Origin of the sequence: Pontibacter oryzae, from assembly GCF_003576375.1 — a bacterium.
GTDB classification, from domain to species: domain Bacteria; phylum Bacteroidota; class Bacteroidia; order Cytophagales; family Hymenobacteraceae; genus Pontibacter; species Pontibacter oryzae.
Genome location: NZ_QWGE01000004.1, coordinates 91,155 through 111,550 on the forward strand (window position 1 = coordinate 91,155; position 20,396 = coordinate 111,550).

19 protein-coding genes are annotated in these 20,396 nt (G+C 49.7%); 6 read left to right on the plus strand and 13 right to left on the minus strand.

The window, feature by feature from the left end; translation table 11 throughout:
• Positions 1-48 precede the first annotated feature (48 nt).
• On the minus strand, positions 49-1,260 hold the full coding sequence (locus D1627_RS12635) for an alpha/beta fold hydrolase (RefSeq protein WP_233555625.1): 1,212 nt from the start codon (positions 1,258-1,260) through the stop codon (positions 49-51).
• Positions 1,261-1,456: 196 nt separating this feature from the next.
• On the opposite strand from D1627_RS12635, the gene D1627_RS12640 reads away from it, so the two are divergent.
• Positions 1,457-2,266, plus strand: a complete 810-nt coding sequence (locus D1627_RS12640; RefSeq protein ID WP_199688434.1) for a sulfite exporter TauE/SafE family protein — start codon at positions 1,457-1,459, stop codon at positions 2,264-2,266.
• Between the two features lie 333 nt (positions 2,267-2,599).
• On the opposite strand, the gene D1627_RS12645 is transcribed toward D1627_RS12640, so the two are convergent.
• The 4 genes from D1627_RS12645 to D1627_RS12660 are packed head-to-tail and all read right to left on the minus strand — an operon-like array spanning position 2,600 to position 7,803.
• Positions 2,600-4,021 (minus strand): TolC family protein, encoded by a 1,422-nt coding sequence (locus tag D1627_RS12645; RefSeq protein ID WP_119432635.1) that lies wholly within the window; start codon positions 4,019-4,021, stop codon positions 2,600-2,602.
• A 2-nt stretch (positions 4,022-4,023) separates the two neighbouring features.
• Positions 4,024-5,373, minus strand: a complete 1,350-nt coding sequence (locus D1627_RS12650) for an HlyD family secretion protein (protein ID WP_119432636.1) — start codon at positions 5,371-5,373, stop codon at positions 4,024-4,026.
• A gap of 3 nt (positions 5,374-5,376) precedes the next feature.
• A complete protein-coding gene (locus tag D1627_RS12655; RefSeq protein ID WP_233555626.1) occupies positions 5,377-7,107 on the minus strand; it encodes a peptidase domain-containing ABC transporter in 1,731 nt (576 codons plus the stop codon).
• 3 nt (positions 7,108-7,110) lie between these two features.
• The gene (locus D1627_RS12660; protein WP_119432638.1) at positions 7,111-7,803 is read right to left on the minus strand and encodes a TetR/AcrR family transcriptional regulator; all 693 of its coding nucleotides are present in this window, start codon (positions 7,801-7,803) and stop codon (positions 7,111-7,113) included.
• A gap of 310 nt (positions 7,804-8,113) precedes the next feature.
• Between D1627_RS12660 and D1627_RS12665 the strand changes: the two genes are divergently transcribed.
• Positions 8,114-9,379, plus strand: a complete 1,266-nt coding sequence (locus D1627_RS12665; protein ID WP_119433019.1) for a DEAD/DEAH box helicase — start codon at positions 8,114-8,116, stop codon at positions 9,377-9,379.
• 221 nt (positions 9,380-9,600) lie between these two features.
• Positions 9,601-9,843 (plus strand): hypothetical protein, encoded by a 243-nt coding sequence (locus D1627_RS18290; RefSeq protein WP_147383296.1) that lies wholly within the window; start codon positions 9,601-9,603, stop codon positions 9,841-9,843.
• Between the two features lie 107 nt (positions 9,844-9,950).
• Here D1627_RS18290 and D1627_RS12675 read toward each other — a convergent pair whose 3' ends face one another.
• The 4 genes from D1627_RS12675 to D1627_RS12690 form a co-directional block, all read right to left on the minus strand.
• Entirely contained in the window at positions 9,951-10,484 is a 534-nt protein-coding gene (locus D1627_RS12675) for a dihydrofolate reductase family protein (protein WP_119432639.1), read from the minus strand.
• A gap of 13 nt (positions 10,485-10,497) precedes the next feature.
• Positions 10,498-11,793, minus strand: a complete 1,296-nt coding sequence (locus D1627_RS12680; protein WP_119432640.1) for a hemolysin family protein — start codon at positions 11,791-11,793, stop codon at positions 10,498-10,500.
• Positions 11,794-11,859: 66 nt separating this feature from the next.
• Entirely contained in the window at positions 11,860-12,273 is a 414-nt protein-coding gene (locus D1627_RS12685; protein ID WP_158607184.1) for a thiol-disulfide oxidoreductase DCC family protein, read from the minus strand.
• Positions 12,263-12,457 carry a YgaP family membrane protein gene (locus D1627_RS12690; RefSeq protein ID WP_119432642.1) on the minus strand — a complete coding sequence of 65 codons (195 nt, stop codon included), beginning with the start codon at positions 12,455-12,457 and terminating at the stop codon, positions 12,263-12,265. The genes D1627_RS12685 and D1627_RS12690 overlap by 11 nt, the downstream gene beginning before the upstream one ends.
• A gap of 297 nt (positions 12,458-12,754) precedes the next feature.
• Here D1627_RS12690 and D1627_RS12695 point away from each other — a divergent pair, with 297 nt between their 5' ends.
• From D1627_RS12695 to D1627_RS12705, 3 genes are all read left to right on the plus strand, one after another.
• The gene (locus tag D1627_RS12695) at positions 12,755-13,129 is read left to right on the plus strand and encodes a hypothetical protein (protein WP_119432643.1); all 375 of its coding nucleotides are present in this window, start codon (positions 12,755-12,757) and stop codon (positions 13,127-13,129) included.
• A gap of 143 nt (positions 13,130-13,272) precedes the next feature.
• Positions 13,273-14,676, plus strand: a complete 1,404-nt coding sequence (locus tag D1627_RS12700) for a DUF1800 domain-containing protein (protein ID WP_119432644.1) — start codon at positions 13,273-13,275, stop codon at positions 14,674-14,676.
• A 30-nt stretch (positions 14,677-14,706) separates the two neighbouring features.
• Complete coding sequence (locus D1627_RS12705; protein WP_119432645.1) at positions 14,707-15,915, plus strand: DUF1501 domain-containing protein; 1,209 nt, start codon at positions 14,707-14,709, stop codon at positions 15,913-15,915.
• 38 nt (positions 15,916-15,953) lie between these two features.
• Here the strand turns inward: D1627_RS12705 and D1627_RS12710 are convergent, their stop codons facing one another.
• From D1627_RS12710 to D1627_RS12725, 4 genes are all read right to left on the minus strand, one after another.
• Positions 15,954-16,319 carry a TM2 domain-containing protein gene (locus tag D1627_RS12710; RefSeq protein ID WP_119432646.1) on the minus strand — a complete coding sequence of 122 codons (366 nt, stop codon included), beginning with the start codon at positions 16,317-16,319 and terminating at the stop codon, positions 15,954-15,956.
• Positions 16,320-16,323: 4 nt separating this feature from the next.
• A complete protein-coding gene (locus tag D1627_RS12715; RefSeq protein WP_119432647.1) occupies positions 16,324-16,656 on the minus strand; it encodes a DUF2752 domain-containing protein in 333 nt (110 codons plus the stop codon).
• Positions 16,657-16,700: 44 nt separating this feature from the next.
• Positions 16,701-18,665: a M1 family aminopeptidase gene (locus D1627_RS12720; protein WP_119432648.1), complete on the minus strand. Its 1,965-nt coding sequence runs from the start codon at positions 18,663-18,665 to the stop codon at positions 16,701-16,703.
• Positions 18,666-18,799: 134 nt separating this feature from the next.
• Entirely contained in the window at positions 18,800-19,687 is an 888-nt protein-coding gene (locus D1627_RS12725) for a TraB/GumN family protein (protein ID WP_119432649.1), read from the minus strand.
• Positions 19,688-20,396 lie beyond the last annotated feature (709 nt).

The following is a 20,396-nucleotide window of genomic DNA, read 5'->3' on the forward strand; positions in this document are numbered from 1 at the left end:
AACTGCATAACAAAGCACCCCGCAAGCCAGGCCTGCGGGGTGTTTCGCTTAAAACTGCTGTATCCAGGGCACTACCGATTGCAGCATGGGCTCAAAGGCTGAGCCATGGCCTTTCCCCTCGATAGGTATAAACTCAAGCTGCCCGGCTCCTTTGTCTAGAAACATTTCATAGGTTTGGCGGGAGTTGCTGAAGGGCACAATATTGTCGGTGGTGCCGTGGTAGAGGCGTGTAGGGCTTTGCGGTACCCAGTTGTGGAAGCTGTTTGCCTGAAGGGCCTGCTTTAAAGTAAGCTCTTTTTGCGCATGCTGCAGATCAGCATAGAATTGCTCGCTGAACAATTGGCGCGGGTCTGTGGTAAGCTCCTGGTTAATGGCGCTGCCGCCTTTGCTGCCATCAAACAGGCCAGGCAGCTTGGTGGCGTAAGGCTCCCGGAAGAAATCAGAAAGAGGGCGCTGCCAGTTGTTTGTGGTGTTATAAGCCTGCAACACATAGGCCAGGTAGGCTGGGTACGAGTAAGGCTGCCCACTTTTGATGTTGCCGAGCATCTCCGTCAGGTCGTAGCCGCCCGCGCCGGCTGCCGCTGCCGTTACTTTCAGGCCGTGCGCTGGGTTTGTTTCGATTTCTTTCTGAGCGGCCAGGGTTACATAGCCTCCCTCGGAGTAACCCACCAGAAATAGCTTATCGCTGGCCAGCACCTCATACTTTTTATACACGGCTTCGGCTGCCTTAATCATATCCACCACAGCCAGTGCCGAGTGCTTCTGGTCGTAGTATGGGTGCAGGATGTTTTCTGATGCCCCGAAACCGATATAATCCGGGATGAGCATGATATACCCGGCGGAGGCAAATAGCTCGAAACCAGACATGTCCTGAAAATTGGAAGGCGCATCTTGATGCGCGAAAATGGTGCCGTGCTGCGCACTGATAACAGGGGCAGGCGTTGCCATTTGCTGCGGCACACAAACCAAACCCGATGCATGTATCTCGCGGCCCTGGTAGGTAGTGGCGTAAATCAGCTTGTACACGCTAACGCCATACTTTATCTCGTTGCCATAGGTGCCGTAGCCTTGTTCGGTGGCCAGCTGGCGCAGCATTTCTTTGGGCACGCTTACCAGCAACTCAGACGAAACGTAGAGATCTTTCGCTGTTGGGGCCTCGGTGGGGTTTAGTACCGCGGTGGCGGTGGCTTCTTTCTCGCAGGATGCATTGCCTAGTAGGGTGCCGAGCAGCAAGGCATAGCTCAGGAATTTGTGTAACACGGGACGTTTTTTTTGATGTGCAAGGAAGCAACAGCGCAAATGGCCTGTAAGTGCCTTTGGCTAAGTATAAATTCGAAAATAATTTGGCTGCCATTTGCTAGAGGAAAGTGGGCGGGCGCGTAACTTGCGCGGCTTTCGCTGGGGTCTCTAAAAAGTATGGCCGCAGGCTGGGCGCACACGCATTTATACTTTGGACGTGGAGAATATTCTATACCTGTGCCTGTTCGCGTTTATGGCAGGCTTTATTGACTCGGTGGTAGGTGGTGGCGGACTGATACAGTTACCGGCCTTGCTTGTTTTTCTGCCTGGTGCTCCGTTGCCCACTGTTTTTGGTACAGGCAAGTTTGCCGGCATTGCGGGCACCACGGCAGCTATGGTGCGCTATGTGCGCACGGTTGAAATTAACTACCGGGCTATACTCCCGGCGGCAGGCGCGGCCTTTCTCTTCTCTTTCCTTGGAGCGCGCGCGCTTAGCCACCTCGATGCCAATTTGCTTAAGCCGCTTATACTGCTGCTGCTGATTTTGGTGGCCATCTATACGTTCATTAAAAAAGACTTTGGGTCGTTGCACGCGCCCCGGCTAACAGAGCAGAAGGAGCGGGTGTACGGCTTGCTAATTGGGGCAAGCATCGGTTTTTACGATGGATTCTTCGGGCCGGGCACAGGCAGTTTCCTGATCTTTATTTTTATCGGGGTGTTTGGCTTTAACTTTCTGGCAGCATCGGCGGCGGCTAAAGTTATCAATGTGGCCACCAACCTGTCGGCGTTACTATACTTTGGCTACAAAGGCTATATCTTGTATGATGTAGCCGTGCCGATGGCTGTCTGCAGCATTATTGGCTCGCAGCTTGGCACCCGCACCGCCCTGAAACGTGGTGTAGGGTTTGTGCGCATACTTTTTCTAATCGTGATGAGCGGCATCATCTTAAGGTTTGCCTACGATACCTTCGGCGGGCAGCAACTCGCCCAAGTTACAAGTATGGTTAAAGCCTGGGTATTAAGGTGAGTTGTTAATTGTTCGATGGCAATAAATTGTTGATTGCTTAATAGGTTAGATGGTTTTGTTGGTAAATCGTTGATTGTTAGTTTTTTGATGTCAGATAGGTAGCGATAAATGAATTGCTGCGCGCCTTCGATAGTTATCTCGTGGTTTGTAGTAAATAGTATACTTCAGCTAAATGGTAGTCTTTGCCAGAGAAGTGCCTGCTCAAGATCAATTCCTCACTCCGACAGTAACATGTCTCCACAGCGCTATTTATCAATTTAACTATTTAAACATCAAACAATTTAACAATAAAGCCATCAAGCTACCTGACAATCATCAACCAACAGTTCACTTTTATTCCACCGGAATCTGGCCGGCGGCCCAGTAGAGCATGGTTTTGGCCTTTGCATACTTGGTACGGAGGGCGTAGAGTTTGGCCTCGGCTTCCAGCAACTTTACCTCACGCGAGTTGATCAGGAAAAGAGAGCTTTCGCCGTTCTCGAAGCGGGTCTGCTCGCCGTTGCGCAATATGCGGGCGCTTGCAACCATACTTTGCTGCAAGTACAGCTGTCTCTCCAGGGCCAACAAATCATTGTAAGCTGTTTGCACAGACGCCTCTATTACGCGGCTTTGCTGTACAAGCTCGAGTGCATTGGCCTGCTGCTTTGTTTTAGTTACCTGAAGCTTGCCCCGCTCCTCGCGCAGAAACAAAGGCATGCTTACACTCACTCCAAGCTTATAATTCTGTTGCAGGTAAGACTGGTTTATGGCATCTGGCTGTTGGTAGAAATCGCTTTGGAGCACGTTATACTCTGCGTTTAACTTGGGCAATAACTTATTCGCTGCGAAGCGCCGTTCCACTTCCAGTTGCTCGCTTTTTAAGCTTAGCTTTTGTAATACGGGATGGTTGCTTTTGGCAGCGGCTAGCAACCGATCAAGTTCCTCTGCACCAATGGTGGCTGTTTCGGCACCTACAGAGGATGGAATAGTTGTTGGCTGCAACTCTAGCGGCACTTGGTCTTCGGCCCACAAGTGTACAGCTACTTGCAGCCTTGCGTTTTGCAGCGCCAGTTGTGCCTGTTGCAACATTACTTCGCGGTCTTGCAAGGCCATGAGCGCCTCTACTGTATCAATTGCGGCCAAATCGCCTTGCTGCACGCGCGCCCGCACGGCGTTTAAGCGGAAATCTGCCAGTTCCCGCGCTTCCTGGTAAAGTTGCGTGGTGCGGTGCTGTAAAACCCAATCCCAGTAATCCTTGGTGGCCTGCAGCAGAAGTTTGTTGATCAGCTTTACGCGCTCGGCCTCGGCAATGCCTTGCATCAGTTTGGCCTGCTTTATGGCCGCTCTGCGCTCATCCATAAAAAGCCCCTGCCCCAGCGGCACAGAAATACCAACATAGCTCAACCCATTGGAAGGCGTGCTGTTCTCGGGGTTAACGAATTGGCCGGTGTTGCGCTCGAAGCCGGCCTTTATGGCGGGCCCAAACCACAGCGGCACCTGCAGGTAGGTGTCCCAGAGGTTATAGTATTCCTTGCCGCCGAACTCCTTGCGGTACAGCTTGCTTTGCAGCACGGGGTCCAGGGAGCCACGGGACATGCGCAACTCCTGGCGCGCCTGCTCGGTTAGCAAACCTGCCTGCGCAGCTACCGGGTGGTGCGTAAGTATAAGCTGATGGTATTGATGCAGCGTAAGCACCTGTACCGAGTCCGTTTGCCTTGCCTGCGCCGAGAAAAGTATGGCGCACGCCCAAAGTATACCTATGATGTTGCGTAGCATCCTTATTTATCCTTTACGTTCTTATCTGCCGCACTTGCTTCGCCATCAACCTCGAAGTCCGGTGGGAAGCCGTTGAGCTGGCGCCACATCTCATACCATATTGGCACGGTGTTCAGCATGGCCCAGCCATACACCCCGGAACCCACGCGCAGCGCATCCGGCCAGGGTTCTCCGCTTGGGTCGGGTGTTACCAGTATTCTATACTTGTTGTTAGCTCCGGCGTAATCTATGACGGCTACCTTGCCACCAAAGGTACCGAAGCTGGCGCCTGGCCAGCCCGAGAAAACCAGTGCAGGCCAGCCTTCAAACTGCAGGCGCATTTCGTCGCCTACCTTTAGTAAGGGGAGGTCTAGGGGCTTTACATACAGCTCGGCGGCCATTTGCGGGTTTTCGGGCATAATGGTGGCCACGGCCTCGCCTTCTTTTATAGTTTCGCCGATACCAGCCTTCAGTGTTTTTACTACATACCCTGTTTGCGGCGCCACAATGCTATAGTAGCGGCTCCGAACCTCGGTGCTGCTGTACTCGTTTTGGAGTTTCGAGATCTCGGCCTGGGTGCCATACAAGTAAGATCGGGTGGCGTTTAGCTCGGCTTCGGCTTTGGCTATTTTGTCACTGTATTCGGCTTGCAGGGAGTTTAGCTCGGTGAATGCGTTCTGAAGCTCGGCACGCGAGGCGGCCACCTTGTTTTGCATGGCCAGCAGTTTTGCCTGGGCTTCCTGTAGCTTCAGGCGGCGCTGTTCCAGCTCCGTCAGCGATTTAAGGCCTTGCTCGTAGAGATTCTGCTGGCGAGCAAACTGGGCCTCGGCAATTTGCAGCTCGGTGCGTTGCGCCACCAGGTCCATGCTGTCGCTTTGCAGTTTCAGGCGGGTTTGGGCCACCTTGTTGCGGGCCTTTTGTTGGCTGAAGCGTAGGCCCTCGCGCAGCGCCTGTATTTGCTGCGCCATAGATTTGGCCTTGGCCTCGGTGGCATCTGCGGCGCCTTCCTTGGCTTGCACCTGCTCCTCGAGGCGGCTTAACAGGTTTGGGTCAAGGTACTTTTCCTTCACTTCCGAAATGCGCACTATGGTATCGCCGGCCTTTACCAGTTGCCCCTCGCGCACATGCCAAGCCTCAATACGCCCGGCAATGGTGGCCTCAATAGTTTGGGGCCTATCTTGCGGTGTAAAAGCAGTAAGCGTGCCTTGCGTACGGATGTTCTGCGTCCAGGGGAGGAAAAGGCAGATGATCCCGATCAGGAAAATAGCGCCAATCCAGTAAGTAAGTACGCGGCCCAGTCTCGGCGAATGCACATGCTTTAGTGCTTCCAGGTGGGCGCTGGGCCCGGTTTGTTGCTCTTGGTAGTTAGCCATGGTTTAAAGCGGTATGGTAATCAGGTCTTGTAACTCGGTTTGCTGCCGTATTTCATCAAAGGAGCCGCTTAGGGCCAGTTTGCCGTTTTGCAACAGCAGGGTGCGGTGGCAAAGCTGCATCACATCCGGGTCGTTGCTCACAATCAGCACCGTCCAGTTAAACTCCGGGGCAAACAGCAGGTTTAAAAGGCGCATTTTCTCAGGCTTTTCCATGCCTGCCCAGAAATCATCGATAATCAGGAGCCTAGGGCGTTGCACTAGGCTGCGGGCAAGTATGATTTTGCGTGCCACGCTGGCCGGCAGGCGCATACTGCCCCCGGTAAGGTAGGTATGCAGGCCATCAGGCAGGGCGTGCACGAAGGTAGTCAGGCCAGTTACCTCAAGGGCCCATACAATGTCCTGCATCGGCAGGTCTTGGCCCAGAGTAAGGTTATCCAGAAACGTGCCGTCAAAAACCTGCTCTTTGGAAATGTTGTCGCCCACCAAACTGCGCAGCGTGGCTTTGTTAATGTCGCGCAGCGAGAGGTTATTGTAGGAGATGCTGCCTTCATAAGACGGCAGCAGCCCTAGTAGCAGGTTAATCAGTGTGGACTTTCCGGAACTGTTGTACCCTGCCAGGCAAACCCGCTCGCCAGACTGCACATGGAAAGAAATATCATGCAAAGCCGACTTCAGGGAGTCGGGATACTGGTAGGAGAGATGGTCTACCTGCAGCTCCAGGCCGCGCTGTGCCACCTCGCGCAGGTCAATGCCCTTGGCTTCCTCAATAGGCAGGTCGGTTACCATGCCAATCTTGTCAACCGAGGCCAGTACGTCATACACGGTGTCAAGCTTCACTATAATCTTTTCGACCGCCGACATGATAAGAATGATCACGATCTCAGAAGCCACAAACTGGCCGATGTTAATCTCCTGCTGCACTACCAGCACACAGCCCAGCACCAGCAAGCCTCCGGTTATAAATGTCTTGAAGCCCACAAAGCTGAAGTACTGCGTCATGAGTACCCGGAAGTGCTGCTTGCGCACACGCAGGTAGCTGCTCACGTAGGCATCGGTGCGCTGCATAGGCAGGTTGGTATGGCCTACCAGCTGGAAGGTGCTTAGCGAGCGGGCCATCTCCTGGAGCCAGGCCACTAGCCTATACTTGTACTTCGATTCTTCCAGGCTGGTCTTCACGCCTTTGTCGCCGGTCCACCAGAGTATAAGCACGAGCGCAAAAATCAGCAGCACGCCAAAGAAGATGAAGTATGGGTGGTACAGCGAGAGCAGGAGCAGGCCGAAGATGATCTGGATTACAGCCATCGAAAAATCAATCAGGATCTTTGCCATGCCTTTTTGCAACAGGGGCACGTCAAAGAAGCGATTCATGAGCTCAGGCGGATAATAATTATGGAGGGCTTCCTGCTGCAGGCGCGGTACACGGTACGCAAAATCGAAGGCGGTGCGGGCAAAAAGGCGTTGCTGGATAAACTCCACTAGCCAAAGCTGCATGACCTGCAGGCCACCCATCAGCAGCAGCGCCAGCACAATCAGCCCGATCAGCACCACTACCGAAACCGGAATCTCGCCGCTCGATACGAAGCCGATGATACTTTGTATGCCCAGCGGCAACGAAAGGCTGATAAGGCCGGCTGTGAGGGCGTACACATACATGTAAATAATTTCGCGCCGCTCCAAAGCAAGAAGCTGCAGGAAACGCTGCATGGGTGTAGGTTTTTTTAATTTAGCGCACATAAGTTAGCGGGTAGTTTTATCGTCAATGGCAGAAAAAATCAAGTGCTTTAAAAAGTCACAGGTAGCGGCTTCGGGCTGCTCATGGCCGTGCACGTCGGTGAGTGAGGGCAGATGCCTGGCAAAGAAAACCTGCTGGTGCGCCGCCTCCAGCATCGTGCTTACCAACGCGTGCGGATAGGCGTATGCTGGGTTCAGTTCCGATACAATCTCGGCAATACGCTTGCAAAGGCGTTTGTACTCGAGAAAGTAACCTTCCTTGTTATCGGCGTCCACTTCCTTGGTAAGGTATACTTTGGATGCCTCAGAAATAACAATGCGGTGCAGCGTGGCCTCATCAATATGGGTAGTGGCCGGGTCGTTTAAGTTTGCGCTGCTAACCACCTGTATAACACGGAGCAGACGCTTGCGCGGTGAGGCAATGTTGTTTGTCTCGAAGGTAACGCGGTAATCCAGCCAGGCCCAGTACCAGGACACTAAGTATACCAGCAGCTTGTGCTTGTTCTCGAAGTAACGGTAAACAGATGCCTCCGTAGAGCCAATCTCAGCGGCAAGCTTCTTAAATGTGAATTGCTCAAAACCAAGCGCATCAATCAGCGTTATACTTTCGGTGATGATTTTACGGCCCAGTTCTGTTGCTTCCGGCTCCCGCAAGTATGACCTGTGGTTCAACGAGAGCTTAATTCCTGTTGCGTACATGCTTTGCTTTTATACTTGTTAGCTGTGACCTATTTGTTTTGTCGTGCAAAGATACACTTACTCTAGTGAATAATAGTATTGCTATTAAAAATGTTTAGAATACTTTGATTTTTTTATTTAAATCATGCTAAACTCTTTAAAAAGGCAGATAAAAGTTGGAGCAAAGGAAGTATATACGTGCCATACCAGAAGCGGTACAGCAAGAGAGGAAAGGGCAACAATAAAGCCTGCAGCAATTTAACAATTAAGCGTACCTTTGCAGCCTGGCAGCACCGTAAGTATAGGTAAGCCAAGTATAAATACCAGCACCATGAGATTTGAAGATTACCGCATCTCCGACGAGATAAAGAAAAGCCTGAGCAAACTGGGCTTTAGGAAGCCAACCGATATCCAGTTTAAAGCTATCCCGCCGATTATGAAGGGTGAGGATGTGCTGGCCATTGCCCAGACCGGTACGGGTAAAACAGCTGCTTTTGCTATTCCGGTGCTTGATAGGATTCAGTTCAGCAAAAACCGCAAGCGCGGTGATGGCATTAAGTGCGTGGTAATGGTGCCAACGCGTGAGCTGGCCCTACAAATTACGGAAGTGTTTAACGAGATTGGCCGCGGCACGCGCGTAAATACTTTTTGCGTGTTCGGAGGCGTGGAGCAAGGCCCGCAGATTGCCAAGCTGGAGGCCGGTATTGATGTGCTGGTAGCCACGCCGGGCCGCCTGTTCGACCTGGTAAGCCAGGGCCACATACAGCTGCATCGTGTAGAAGTGCTGGTGCTGGACGAGGCCGACCACATGCTGGACCTGGGCTTTATACATGATATCCGCCAACTGATCACGAAACTACCCCGACAGCGGCAAACGCTGTTTTTCTCGGCTACTATTAACGAAAAGATCAAGGAACTGGCCTACTCGCTGGTGAATAAGCCCGTGCGTATACAAATATCCCCGAAAGACCCGGTAGCCAAAAGCGTGGACCACTCGGTGATGTATGTAGATATGGATGACAAGCGCTTTTTCCTGGAGCGAGTGGTAAAGGAAAATCCGGAGAAGAAGATATTGGCCTTTGTGCGTACTAAAGTGCGTGCCGAGCGCGTGGTGGCAGCCATGGAGCGCGCAGGTATTGAGGCCATAAGCATACATGGCGGCAAAGAGCAGAAAGACCGCCTGGATGTGATGCGCAAGTTTAAGAAAGGGGAGGTAAAGCTGCTAGTGGCAACCGACGTGAGTGCTCGCGGCATTGATATACAAGGGGTGGAGTATGTAGTGAACTACGACCTGCCGGAGCAGCCTGAGAACTACGTGCACCGTGTAGGCCGTACGGGCCGAGGCACTGAAAAAGGCATTGCTGTATCGTTCTGTAGCCCTGAAGAAAAGCCTATCCTGGACGAGATCCAGAAATACCTGACTAAGGATATTAAAGTACTGTCAGTTGATAAAGACGATTACGAGGCCACCATAGACTTCAGCGCTGCTGCCACCTATGATTGGAAAGCCCTGATGAAGGAAGCCGAGGAAACCGATGCCAAGGTAAAGGCTGCCAAAGCCAAAAAGGCTAAGGCAAAAGCCAAGAAAAAGAAATAAGCATAGCAATCTATGCAAAAAGGCCAAACCGGATAGCTTTGCGGTTTGGCCTTTTATTTTTACAGGAAACTGGTTTTAAGGCATTAGAGCGCACTTTTTTACAATGTCATAACATAGGGTGTAGCTAAAAGGGTTGATTTTTTCGTATAAGATAGTACAATAAGTACTAAGCATTTGTGCAGGCACCCAGCCAGCACTCAATTACGAAAGGAGTGTATGATATGAAAAGGCATAGAAGAAGTTCCACAGGATCAATATCTGATACCTGGAACTATGATTTAAGTTCAGCGGATGATAGCTTGGGGGCTACTAAAGGGTTTACCGACGGCGTAAGCCAAGAATTGTTGGACGAAGAGCGTATACTTCGCAAGCACAGGTTGGATAAGCAACAACAGCAAAACCAGACCTACCCAAGCTGCGACCTCTCAGAGCGCCCAACCGGTTATCCACCCAAAAAGATTTAATCCAACCGATTTTACAAGCCACCAGTTTACCAAAGACGCTCAGTTTAAAAACTTTAAAAAAAGCCGAAGGGCTGCCACCTTACTTCATGTTGGCAGCCCTTCGGCTTTTATGCACCGGGTGTATAGGTGAGTTGCACAAAACCATTTTGGTAAGACTTGCTTTCTTGAAGCTTCAGGCGCGTTTCCGTGGCGCCAGGCGCAAACAACGGAATACCATCGCCAAGTATAACAGGAATGCAGGTAAGTATGATCTCGTCAATCAGCTTGGCATTCAGAAACAGGGTGTTGAGCTGACTGCCGCCTATCAGCCAAATGCCAGGGCCTGTTTGTTGCCGGAGGCGTTGTACAAATCCTACGGGCTCGTGCTGCACAAAACGCACGTGTTCTGTATCAGGGTGAGAGGAGCGGCTAAAGACATAGTTTGTTTTACCTTGATAAGGAAATGGCCCCTCAAAACCCAAGATATCCTGGTAGGTGTGGTTGCCCATCAGGGTGGTATCTATCGTTTTCAGAAAGGAATTGTACCCGAAATCCTCTCCCGCTATAGTATATCGCTCATCCTGTAGCCAACTGGTGTCACCAGTAGGGCGGGCAATGTAGCCGTCTAAACTGGCGGCTATGTATAAGCTTATCTTTCTCATGTTTATAAGTTAGTTATGTATGGCTTTCAGAAACCTCTCCCGACAGAATTATTTTATCTATGCGCGCGCCGTCCATATCTATCACCTCCAGCACGTGGCCATCCAATTTAACCTTATCACCGATGCGTGGCACCTGTGAGATGCGATGAAGTATAAAACCGGCTAGCGTACTGTAAAGTGCTTTGTTCTCGGGAATAAGCGCATAGCCTAGGTGCTGGTTTAGTTGCCTGACAGGTGTGATGCCGTTTATCAGCCGAGAGCCATCTTCGCGTATAAAAATGTCTGGTTCAGTTGCCGGCTCTACATTCGGGATGTCCCCCACAATGGCTTCTAGAATGTCGTGCAGCGTAATTACCCCAACCACGGCCCCATGCTCATCTACTACTATGCCCAAGTACTGCTTGCGCGCCCGGAACAGCCGCAGCGTGTTTACTACCAGCATATTCTCCGATACAAATACAGGCTCTTTTAAAAGCACACTTAGCTTAAAATCCTCCTTCCTCTCATAAGCCAGGAAATCCTTGGCCGAAAGCAAGCCTTCTACATGGTCTATCCTCTGCCGGCATACCGGAAACTTAGAGTGCGGGCTTTGGAGAATGAGCTGATGTATAGCAGGTGCGGGCATACTTACTTCTATCCAGTCTACGTTGCTGCGGGGCGTCATGAGGTGGCTGTTGCGCTGGTCGTAAAGTATAAAAATGTTTTGGTGCAGTTGCTCTTCCTCATGCTCCAGCACACCCTCCCGGCCTGCAATGCGCAGCATGTGGCGCAGCTCCTCTTCTGTTACCGTGTGAGCTTTGCCTTTAGGCTGGATGCGCAGTAACCGGATGATCAGATTTGTAGACCCGGACAGCAGGTGCACCAAAGGGTATGTGATTTTTGTAAACACTTGGATGAAGGGAGCCACCAGCAAGGCCACGCCCAAGGTGTTGCGGAGGGCAATTGTCTTAGGAATCAGCTCGCCCACCACAATCGTAAAATAGGTGATCAGTATTACCAGCAGTGTGATGGAGAGCTGCTGTGCGTACGGGGCCAGCAAAGGGATTCTGCTTAGCAGCGGGGTAAATTTATCGGATAACGTAGTGCCGCCATAAGCGCCAGCAATAATGCCGATCAGGGTAATGCCCAATTGTATGGACGACAGAAAGTTTTCGGGATGCTGGTGTAGATCGAGTATCGTTTTGGCACGGGTGCTGCCTTGTGCGGCCTGATGCTCCACCCGGCTCTTCTTTACAGAAACCAGTGCAGTTTCAGACAGGGCAAAGAAACCGTTGAGGAGGGTAAGTATGAAAATGATTAGTACTCCCATGTGCTAAGAGGTTGACTGACTTAGTTATACTGTAGCGCAGGGGGTAGTTGTTATACTTGCTTTCTGTCAGGCGTTCCTGAAGAACAGCCGCGTTAATTTGTAGAAAAAATTCCGATGGTTAGCCACAATGCGGTACCCGGCCTCTGCTAGCTTGCCAGCTAAAGGAATACGGTGATAAAGCCAGTGCCAAGTGCCATAGCCACTTAGTTGCAGTAATGCAGCCACGGCGGCGGCAGCGTGTAATGGCCGGCCATAAACCGTTATTAGGTATACCGATTTTTTAAATTGCGCATGCCGGATGCCATAAAAGCCATCCGGCACTTCCTGATACGGAACATACTGTACCTTATTTTGGGTGAGCCTGCGCCAGCGCGATATCCAGTACTTGCAAAAGCTGCAGGCACCATCATACACCAGCGCAGGCAATTTAATTTTTATTGTGTGTGCTGATACAGGTGGCGTTGCCGAGCTAGTTGCCATGCGTATCGCAGCCATTGTAGCCAACTGCAGCATTAATAGGGCACCAGCGCAACATGCCAGTAAGTATAGGGATCAGCCCCACTGCGGCTACAGGTTTAGAGTTATAGTAGGCACCCACCCCAAGCAAGGTCATGCCAGCCAATACGCGTACTTTCTGTTCAACAATTCCAACGTTGCATTCCATAGCTTTTCTAATTAAAGTCTCAAAACAATACCTATTATACTTTACATACCTTAATTAGTTAGCATAGCCGCCAGGAATATATAACGTGTCTACAAGCCTGCGAAATATGCTGAAGGAGATGTGGAATATTTCTACATTATGGGGTGCATCGGGACATAATAGAAGATATATTCCACAGTATATATAAAATGTATTTATTTAATAATGGCTCTAAATCAGGTTCTTAAGCAAGGTTAGGTGTTTGGCATGGTTCTGTCATTATAGATTTTGACAATAACAATCTAGTAAACAAGACCTATGAAGAAAGCGACATTTTTTGCGGCAGCAACAGCCATATTAGGATTAACGTCAATTAATGCAAACGCGCAAGTGCAGGGCCAGGTGCAAGGCCAGGTAAAAGCACAGACAGAAGCTATAGAGCAAACAGTGCAGGATGTTAACCACCAGGTTGTAAAGCTAGAGGAAACACCTGAAGCTGTGCAGAACGCCCTTAAAAACGATGTATATAAAGACTGGACCGTTGGAGAAATCAGCAAGGTAGCTCCAAAGGAAGGCGATGTAAACGCTGAAGTAGTTTACGAGGTTAAAATGACCAACGCCGCCGGCCAGACTGGTGTGGTTAGGATGAACGCCGAAGGCGGTGCCGCTACGACATCAGGAGAAAAAGAATAACTGTGAACGTCATATAGTAAGCTGAAAAAAGCCTCACTTTGTGGGGCTTTTTTTTATGGATTTACTTTCGGTCTATGTTTTTGAAAGGCACTTTTAAACCCCACTGGCACTTGCCTATCTAACCACTACACTACCTTATCAATATGATGGCACTCATAACCGAAGCGCAAAAAATTAGGCATCTGCAGTGGCGCGCCGGCTTTGGCCCGATACCCGGCGATGCTACTACTGAAAGTTTAAAGAAAGCCATTAAGCAGTTGTTGAATGAAAACAGCGGAGCGCAACCCCTTGCAGTGCCAATTCCTGATTTGCAGAGCATAAGCAAACTATCAGGTGAGCAGCGCGCGGCAGCTGCCAAAATGCTACGGGAGTCGCTTCAGGAGCTTAACCGAGCCTGGCTTACCCAAATGGCTACCTCCAAAGCTCAGCTCCGCGAGAAAATGACGCTTTTCTGGCATGGGCACTTCGCCTGCCGTTTGCGCCATCCGGGGCTGGCTCAGGCGCAAAATAATACGCTTCGGGCCTATGCGCTGCGGCCTTTCCCGGAGTTGCTATCGGCAGTGGCCAAAGATCCGGCGATGCTGCAATTCCTGAACAACCAGCAAAACCGCAAACAGCAACCCAACGAAAACTTTGCCCGCGAGCTGCTGGAGCTTTTTACCCTGGGCCGTGGCCACTACACAGAGCAGGATATAAAGGAAGCTGCGCGCGCGTTTACAGGTTGGGGATACAACCTGCAGGGGGAGTTCGTGTTCCGGGCCAGGCAGCACGATGAGGGCCGCAAGACTTTTATGGGCAGGAGTGGCAATTTCAACGGAGATGATATCTTAAAGATCATACTTGATAACCCTCGCACGGCTACGTTTATCACCCAAAAGATTTATACCTTCTTTGTTAGCGAGCAGCCCAACGCCTTGCGTGTAGAAACGTTGGCCAAGCAGTTTTTTGATTCCGGTTATAATATGCAAGTCTTGCTGGAGCAGATCTTCACGTCAGATTGGTTTTATACTTCGGAAGTAATGGGCAGCCACATAAAATCACCGGTGGAGCTGCTTGTGGGTATGCAGCGCATGTTCAGCTTAAACTATACTGAGGAGCGTGCCCCGATCGTGCTGCAGAATGTGTTGGGGCAAGTACTGTTTCAGCCGCCAAACGTGAGTGGCTGGAAAGGCGGCCCCAGTTGGATCGATTCTTCTACACTGGCCTTCAGGCTGCGGATGGGGCAAGCCCTGCTGCAAGATGCCGCTCTGGAAGTTGCCTTAAAACCTGATGACGATACAGAGCCTACCAAGCCTGTTGCTAAACGCGTGGATGGTTTGCGCATTGTTCGGGCCAAAGCTGATCTAAGCCATTTCTATAAAGCGTTCCAAAAAGTGCCACAGCAGCAGTTAGCCGAAAGTATGGCTAACTACCTGCTGCAAGTGCCGCTGCAGCCTCAAAAGCTGGCGATGATCCAGCAAAGTATACCAGCCCATGGCTCGCAGGAAGAAAAAATGATGGCTGTGCTGCTGCGTGTGGTATCGCTGCCAGAATATCAGCTAAGCTAACGTATCAACCCATTTAAAAGAACACCAGCAATGGCAACATCCAGAAGAGATTTCCTGAAACTAACGTCGCTTGCCTCGGGCATGCTGCTCGTGCCAAATTTCCTGCATACGGCCAACGGCATGGGTTTGCTGAGCAATACCAACGGCAAGCGCCTGGTCGTGATACAGTTGAGCGGCGGCAACGACGGGCTCAATACCATAGTGCCGTTCGAGGACGATTTATACTTTAAAGCGCGGCCAACGCTGGCAATACCTTCTGGCAAAGTGCTGCGTTTGGAGAAAGGATTAGGCCTTAACCCTGCCATGGGCAAGTTTAGAGAGCTTCATGACCAAGGCTATCTTTCGGTACTCAACAGTGTAGGCTATCCAAATCCTGATCGGTCGCATTTCCGGTCTACGGATATCTGGCAAACCGGCAGCGCTTCGGATGAGTACCTGAGTACTGGGTGGTTAGGCCGCTACCTCGATTCCTGCTGCACCACCGGGAATAGTAAAAATACCATGGGCATAGAGGTAGACGATGCGTTAAGCCTGGCACTGAAAGGGGAGAAGTATACCGGTGTTGCTGTGCAGGATGTGCGGCGCTTTTACCAAGCTTCGCAGGATACGTTTCTGAAGCAGGTTGCGCAGGAGCACCACGCCGACCACGCACACGAAAATGTGGAGTATCTGTATAAAACGCTGATCAGCACCCAGCAGTCGGCAGCCTATCTTCATCAACAGGTGAAGACATACCGGTCTAAGGAGGAATACCCGCAGGGAGAGTTTGCTAAAAACCTGAAAACAATCGCCGAACTGATAAGCAGCGGGATGGAATCAAGGGTATACTATGCCTCCCTGAGTGGCTTCGATACGCACGTGCGGCAAGCCGACCAGCAAGCCAGGTTATTGCAGGAACTCTCCGAGGGGATATACAGCTTTGTACAGGACCTTCGGCAGCAGCATGCATTTGAAGATACGCTAATTCTGGTGTTCTCGGAGTTTGGCCGCCGCGTGGGGCAAAACGCCAGTAACGGCACCGACCATGGCACGGCAAACAACCTGTTCCTAATTGGCGGCAGCTTACGCAGGGCAGGAGTTTACAATGCAGCCCCTAACCTGGCAGACCTTGATGCCGGCGACCTGAAGTATAAAATTGATTTCAGGGATGTATATGCCACCCTCCTGCAAAATTGGCTACAGGCCGATGCAAAGGCCATACTTACAGGTAAGCATAGCCTGCTGCCAAATCTTGTATAGCGGCAGCTTGTGTAGCGGATCAAAGGTATACTAGTTAGTTATTGTCCGGGGCGATAGTTTACTCCCATCATCTGTTTAACCATGTATGCCTCCTTTACATTATACTCATAAGCCAAACGCTTGTGGTTAACGAGGTCTACAATAGTGCCTATCAGGCAGAGGCCACCTGTGAAGAAGTATAAAATGCCCAGCCCGATCTGCCCGATCAGGAAGCGCTGTATACCTGCAAAGCCCATAAACCCGATAAGCGTTGTGATCAGGATGAGCATAGGCTCACGGCGGCGGGCCCGGTAAATGCTGGCAAACTGGTGTGCTTCCTGGTCGGTCATGTCCTGCACAAGCGTTTGGATGTACTGCATTTCATCCGGCTCCAGGTCCGGCATCAGGTTTAAGATATTAGCCATAGTCTTATATAAAGTGGATGTCGAAATGTTGCCTGTGCCAGCGGAACAACTGTATGCAGCGGGCCATAAGTAATAGTATAGCAGGGGCGGCCAAAGGGTGTGCCTGCCAGGATGCCTGCCACTCGCCGCGCACAAGGTATGCAATGCCATGGCCTAGCCCACAGCCCCAACAGCCGTGCTCAAATACCCAGCTAAAAGGACAAAAACTAAAGAGATGCTCGCCGTTTGGGTTCATGATAGCCAGCAACAGCAAACCCGATAGCCACATGGCGGCCTCAAGCAGGTACTGGTATCGCTGTGCTTTTAATGGGGGAGGTATGGGCGTGCTGTCCGGCATTTACCATCAAGATAATGGAAAACAGCAGTATATCAAAATGGAGCTTACGGAGTGTCGCCTGCTTTTACGAAAGTGGTTTGATAGTATTGCCTGCCGTCTGTTAGTGAAATTATGTAAGTGCCAGCGCTTAGTCCGGTAGTATTAAGCACAGGCTTAAGATTAGGCGAAAATGTATAATGCCTCATTTTCTGGCCGGCAGCATTATATACCGCAGCCTCTGTGGCACTGAAAGTTAAGTTGGCAATAGTAATATTCTGGCTATAGGTTGGGTTAGGGTAAAGTACGGGTTGTGCCGGCTTCATAAACTTAAGCTCAGGGTTTTCGAGTATGTCCTGGACCCGCATCAGCAGCCAGCTGTCTGGGTCAGGTTCTAAAGCTTGAAGCGATGCCGGTAGATCAAGTATGAATTCTTGGCTAGGCTGCTCTTGCCTTACGCGGACATACTTGTCCTGCCCGTTGGCCAATACCAGCCTGAACTCAAGGTTTGAAGCAAAAAAAGGCGTGTTACCGCTGGGTGTCTGTGTGCTCTTGAGCATCAGGCGGCTGCCTTCCTGCTTCCATTCAAACGTATAAACAGGGTAGCCTTCTCCCTCAAACCATTGTTCAAAGAAATAATCAAGCGCGAGGCCAGATACCTCTTCCATTACTTTCTTAAAAACTGAAGTATAGGCAGTTTTCCCTGCAAAGCGCTGCTGGTACTCCTGTAGTCCTCTGAAAAATATTGCATCATCATTTATCTCAAAACGCAGCATATGTAATACACTGGCCCCTTTTTTATAGCTAAGCGCTGAGTCAAAGATTCGGTTTACGTTGGTCGTGTCAGAAACTTTAAGGCTGCCGTTTGGCCGTGAGAGCGCTTGCTGGTGTGCCCCGTTAATCCATTCATAAGCGGCGGGGATATTGAATGTCTCCAGTGCCAAAAACTCGGCGTAGGAGGCAAAGCCCTCGTTTAGCCAGATATCTTCCCAACTGGCGCAGGTTACGTTATCGCCGAACCACTGGTGTGCCAGCTCATGCGCTGTTATGGTAAAGAAAAAGGTGCTTTGGGTGGTCATGGTCTGGTGCTCCATGCCGCCCCCGATGGGAGCCATGCTATGGCCATACTTTTCCTTGTAGAAGGGGTAAAGGCCAAACTGCTCGGAGAACTGCTCTATCAAACCTGGTGTATAATCTATCTCCTCCTTGTAAGCCTCAAGGGCTCCGCCGCGGTAAACATAGTTTACGATTGGTATGGGGGCTGGTGCACCGGTGGGGTGTGCTGTTAAGGTATACTCCTCGTAATCTGACACGGCCACAGACACCAGGTAGTAGGCAATAGGGTAGTTTGATTTCCATTCGTGGCGCCTTTTGCCATCTGGCAAATCTACTACGCGGGTAAGTGTGCCATTAGAGCCAACCTTGTTCTCTGCAGATGTGGTTACAAACACATGCACCGAGTCGGCCTTGTCGGATAGAACTTGCTTTGTTGGCCACCATTCGTAGGCAGAGTATGGTTCGCTTAGGCTCCAGGTCACGGAGTTGCCCCATTGCGGCTCAACAGCTGTGTTAAACCCGTAGCCAATAGAGCCCCCTTGCCTTGTGTATGTTCTGCCGTTGTAATATATAACTGCCTTAACAATGCTGGAGGCGGCAATCGGCGAAGAAAGTATAATCTTGGCATTGGCATCATCCCGTGATATATTCGTTACCTGTTGATCATTCACAAATACAGAATCTATGCGCATGTTGGGGTGTAACTCAAAGGCAAATACATCCAGCGGCTGCATTGCATTTGCCTGGAGTGTTACTTTTCCGTTGATGAACGTTCTGTCCCTTTCTATCTCCAGCTCCAATTTATAAAAGGTGATATCATACTTGCTCATAAGCTGTTGATGCTGTGGCGTAACAACGGCTCTTCTTGTGTTTGTCTGTAAGCGGGTTTCAGCGCAGGCATCTATACTTTGTGCAAGCGTGACTGACGGTTGCAGCAGCAGCCCCAAAAATACGGTTAGTAGCAGTTGTTGATGCATAGCTTTTTCATTTAAATTTAAGTATGATCGGGCGCATGTGGTTGGTGCATAGGGTTATACATACGGGTGAATATAAAAGGCAGGTGTAGCGCACGCTACACCTGCCTTTTAAAGTTTATAAATTTGAGTAAGGGTTACTTTATAACGGGTGTAACTTTAAAGCCCTGCTTGCGCAGCAACGCTATTACGCCGTCCTCGCCGGGCAGATGCGCTGCCCCTACTGCAAAGAAAGTAGGCTTTGCGTTTGCCATTTGCTCTATAACCGGTATCCAGGCTTTGTTGCGCTGAGACAAAAACACCTCCTTGAATTTTAAGTACTGTTCCGGTGTGTAATTCTGTTTCATAAGACTTTCCAGCCCAGTTAAATCCTGCGCTAAGTATAAGTCCACTAATCTGCGGTAATCTGTTTTCGCCTGAGGGATATCGCTTACCATGCGTACCAGCATATCGGCATACATAGAATCAGGTAACTGGTCTACGGCACTCATTTGCTGCTGTACTGTTTCGAGGCCTATCACTTCATGTTTATTGCTGTGGGCAATATCCATCAGCCTCTGCTCATAAGACTCCGGAGTGCAGCCAGTCAGCTTTGAAAGAATCATGGTTTGAAGTATGAAGGGCTTCATATTGTCAAGGTACTTCAGGTCAACGCTAAAGTTTTCAGCGAAGTAAGCGGCAAGCAGTCTATACTGCGCCTCGCTAAATAAGGCTTTCAATGATTGCCCTTTCGGGAGTTTCGCGCTTGCCATAAACTGCCCCATCATATTCGGGTCGTCCATGTCCAGCTCCAAGGTAAGCTGCTCCGTTTGGCCAACTTTATCTCGCAGCACTTGCGGAATAACCATCTGTTCAGGGCAAATAGCATGAAGGGTACCATACAAATACGATGGTTTTTTGAGCCCTTTGCCAGAAATCTGCCAAAGCAAGGCATTCAGGTCTTTGTCGGCACCAGTTGCCAGAGTAGGGAGCGTTTGCCATGCCGCCAACATTAAGGCGAAGATAATTTTTAGGGTTGTTTTCATGAGAAGTATAAAATTTAAAGTAGTGATTGGTGCAATGATGATGAATAACTGACTCTTTATATATGGATTATAGTACTACTGCTGGCCACAAATCGGTGCGTGGCGAGAGGTTTGCGTTAGCGCCTAATTGCGGTGATTAGTTATGTGCGTATGGTACAGTAATTACCTTAGTGCACATAATTTGGTAGTTTCCGCCGTATTTTTACTGATATCTCAGACTTCTTGAGAAAAATTTGTCAGTGCTATTCAAATCGTCCTTCATAGACAAGCATCTAAGCTAAGCATTTCTTCCTAATAAAGAGAGCATGCGCTCTGCTCAGTGATAGATTGGAACAAACTTAATTGCTATTACTTATTGCTAAAATAACCAAAGTATAAGAGTGTAAAAGTACATATATATTCCAATGATATTATGCGTATAGGTAGTGTTAAAAGGTTGTATTATTGGTAAAGTTATATTTTTAAAGGTTCTGCCTGTTGGTTGATGGTTTATGAATTATTTTAAACATCATGTATGCGCATATTTAAAATGTTGGCTAATTAGCTAGAATTGTGCGTTTTCGGTAAAAATTCCTAAAATGTGTTGTAACGTAGATGTTGTGTTTAGGAGATTTTATCAGAAAATGTTTATGCTTTTTTTAATGGAATAGCAGATGTTATGAATAAAATAGTTATATTTGAATTAAACACAAAAATCTACTTACCTTAA

Coding starts and splice junctions, on each gene's coding strand:
- D1627_RS12710 (WP_119432646.1), bottom strand. CDS start 16,319: ATGGCTAATATCTTAAACCTGATGCCGGACCTGGAGCCGGATGAAATG.
- D1627_RS12700 (WP_119432644.1), top strand. CDS start 13,273: ATGATGGCACTCATAACCGAAGCGCAAAAAATTAGGCATCTGCAGTGG.
- D1627_RS12650 (WP_119432636.1), bottom strand. CDS start 5,373: ATGGCTAACTACCAAGAGCAACAAACCGGGCCCAGCGCCCACCTGGAA.
- D1627_RS12645 (WP_119432635.1), bottom strand. CDS start 4,021: ATGCTACGCAACATCATAGGTATACTTTGGGCGTGCGCCATACTTTTC.
- D1627_RS18290 (WP_147383296.1), top strand. CDS start 9,601: ATGAAAAGGCATAGAAGAAGTTCCACAGGATCAATATCTGATACCTGG.
- D1627_RS12680 (WP_119432640.1), bottom strand. CDS start 11,793: ATGGGAGTACTAATCATTTTCATACTTACCCTCCTCAACGGTTTCTTT.
- D1627_RS12705 (WP_119432645.1), top strand. CDS start 14,707: ATGGCAACATCCAGAAGAGATTTCCTGAAACTAACGTCGCTTGCCTCG.
- D1627_RS12660 (WP_119432638.1), bottom strand. CDS start 7,803: ATGTACGCAACAGGAATTAAGCTCTCGTTGAACCACAGGTCATACTTG.
- D1627_RS12715 (WP_119432647.1), bottom strand. CDS start 16,656: ATGCCGGACAGCACGCCCATACCTCCCCCATTAAAAGCACAGCGATAC.
- D1627_RS12665 (WP_119433019.1), top strand. CDS start 8,114: ATGAGATTTGAAGATTACCGCATCTCCGACGAGATAAAGAAAAGCCTG.
- D1627_RS12675 (WP_119432639.1), bottom strand. CDS start 10,484: ATGAGAAAGATAAGCTTATACATAGCCGCCAGTTTAGACGGCTACATT.
- D1627_RS12685 (WP_158607184.1), bottom strand. CDS start 12,273: ATGGCAACTAGCTCGGCAACGCCACCTGTATCAGCACACACAATAAAA.
- D1627_RS12725 (WP_119432649.1), bottom strand. CDS start 19,687: ATGAAAACAACCCTAAAAATTATCTTCGCCTTAATGTTGGCGGCATGG.
- D1627_RS12720 (WP_119432648.1), bottom strand. CDS start 18,665: ATGCATCAACAACTGCTACTAACCGTATTTTTGGGGCTGCTGCTGCAA.
- D1627_RS12655 (WP_233555626.1), bottom strand. CDS start 7,107: ATGTGCGCTAAATTAAAAAAACCTACACCCATGCAGCGTTTCCTGCAG.
- D1627_RS12695 (WP_119432643.1), top strand. CDS start 12,755: ATGAAGAAAGCGACATTTTTTGCGGCAGCAACAGCCATATTAGGATTA.
- D1627_RS12690 (WP_119432642.1), bottom strand. CDS start 12,457: ATGGAATGCAACGTTGGAATTGTTGAACAGAAAGTACGCGTATTGGCT.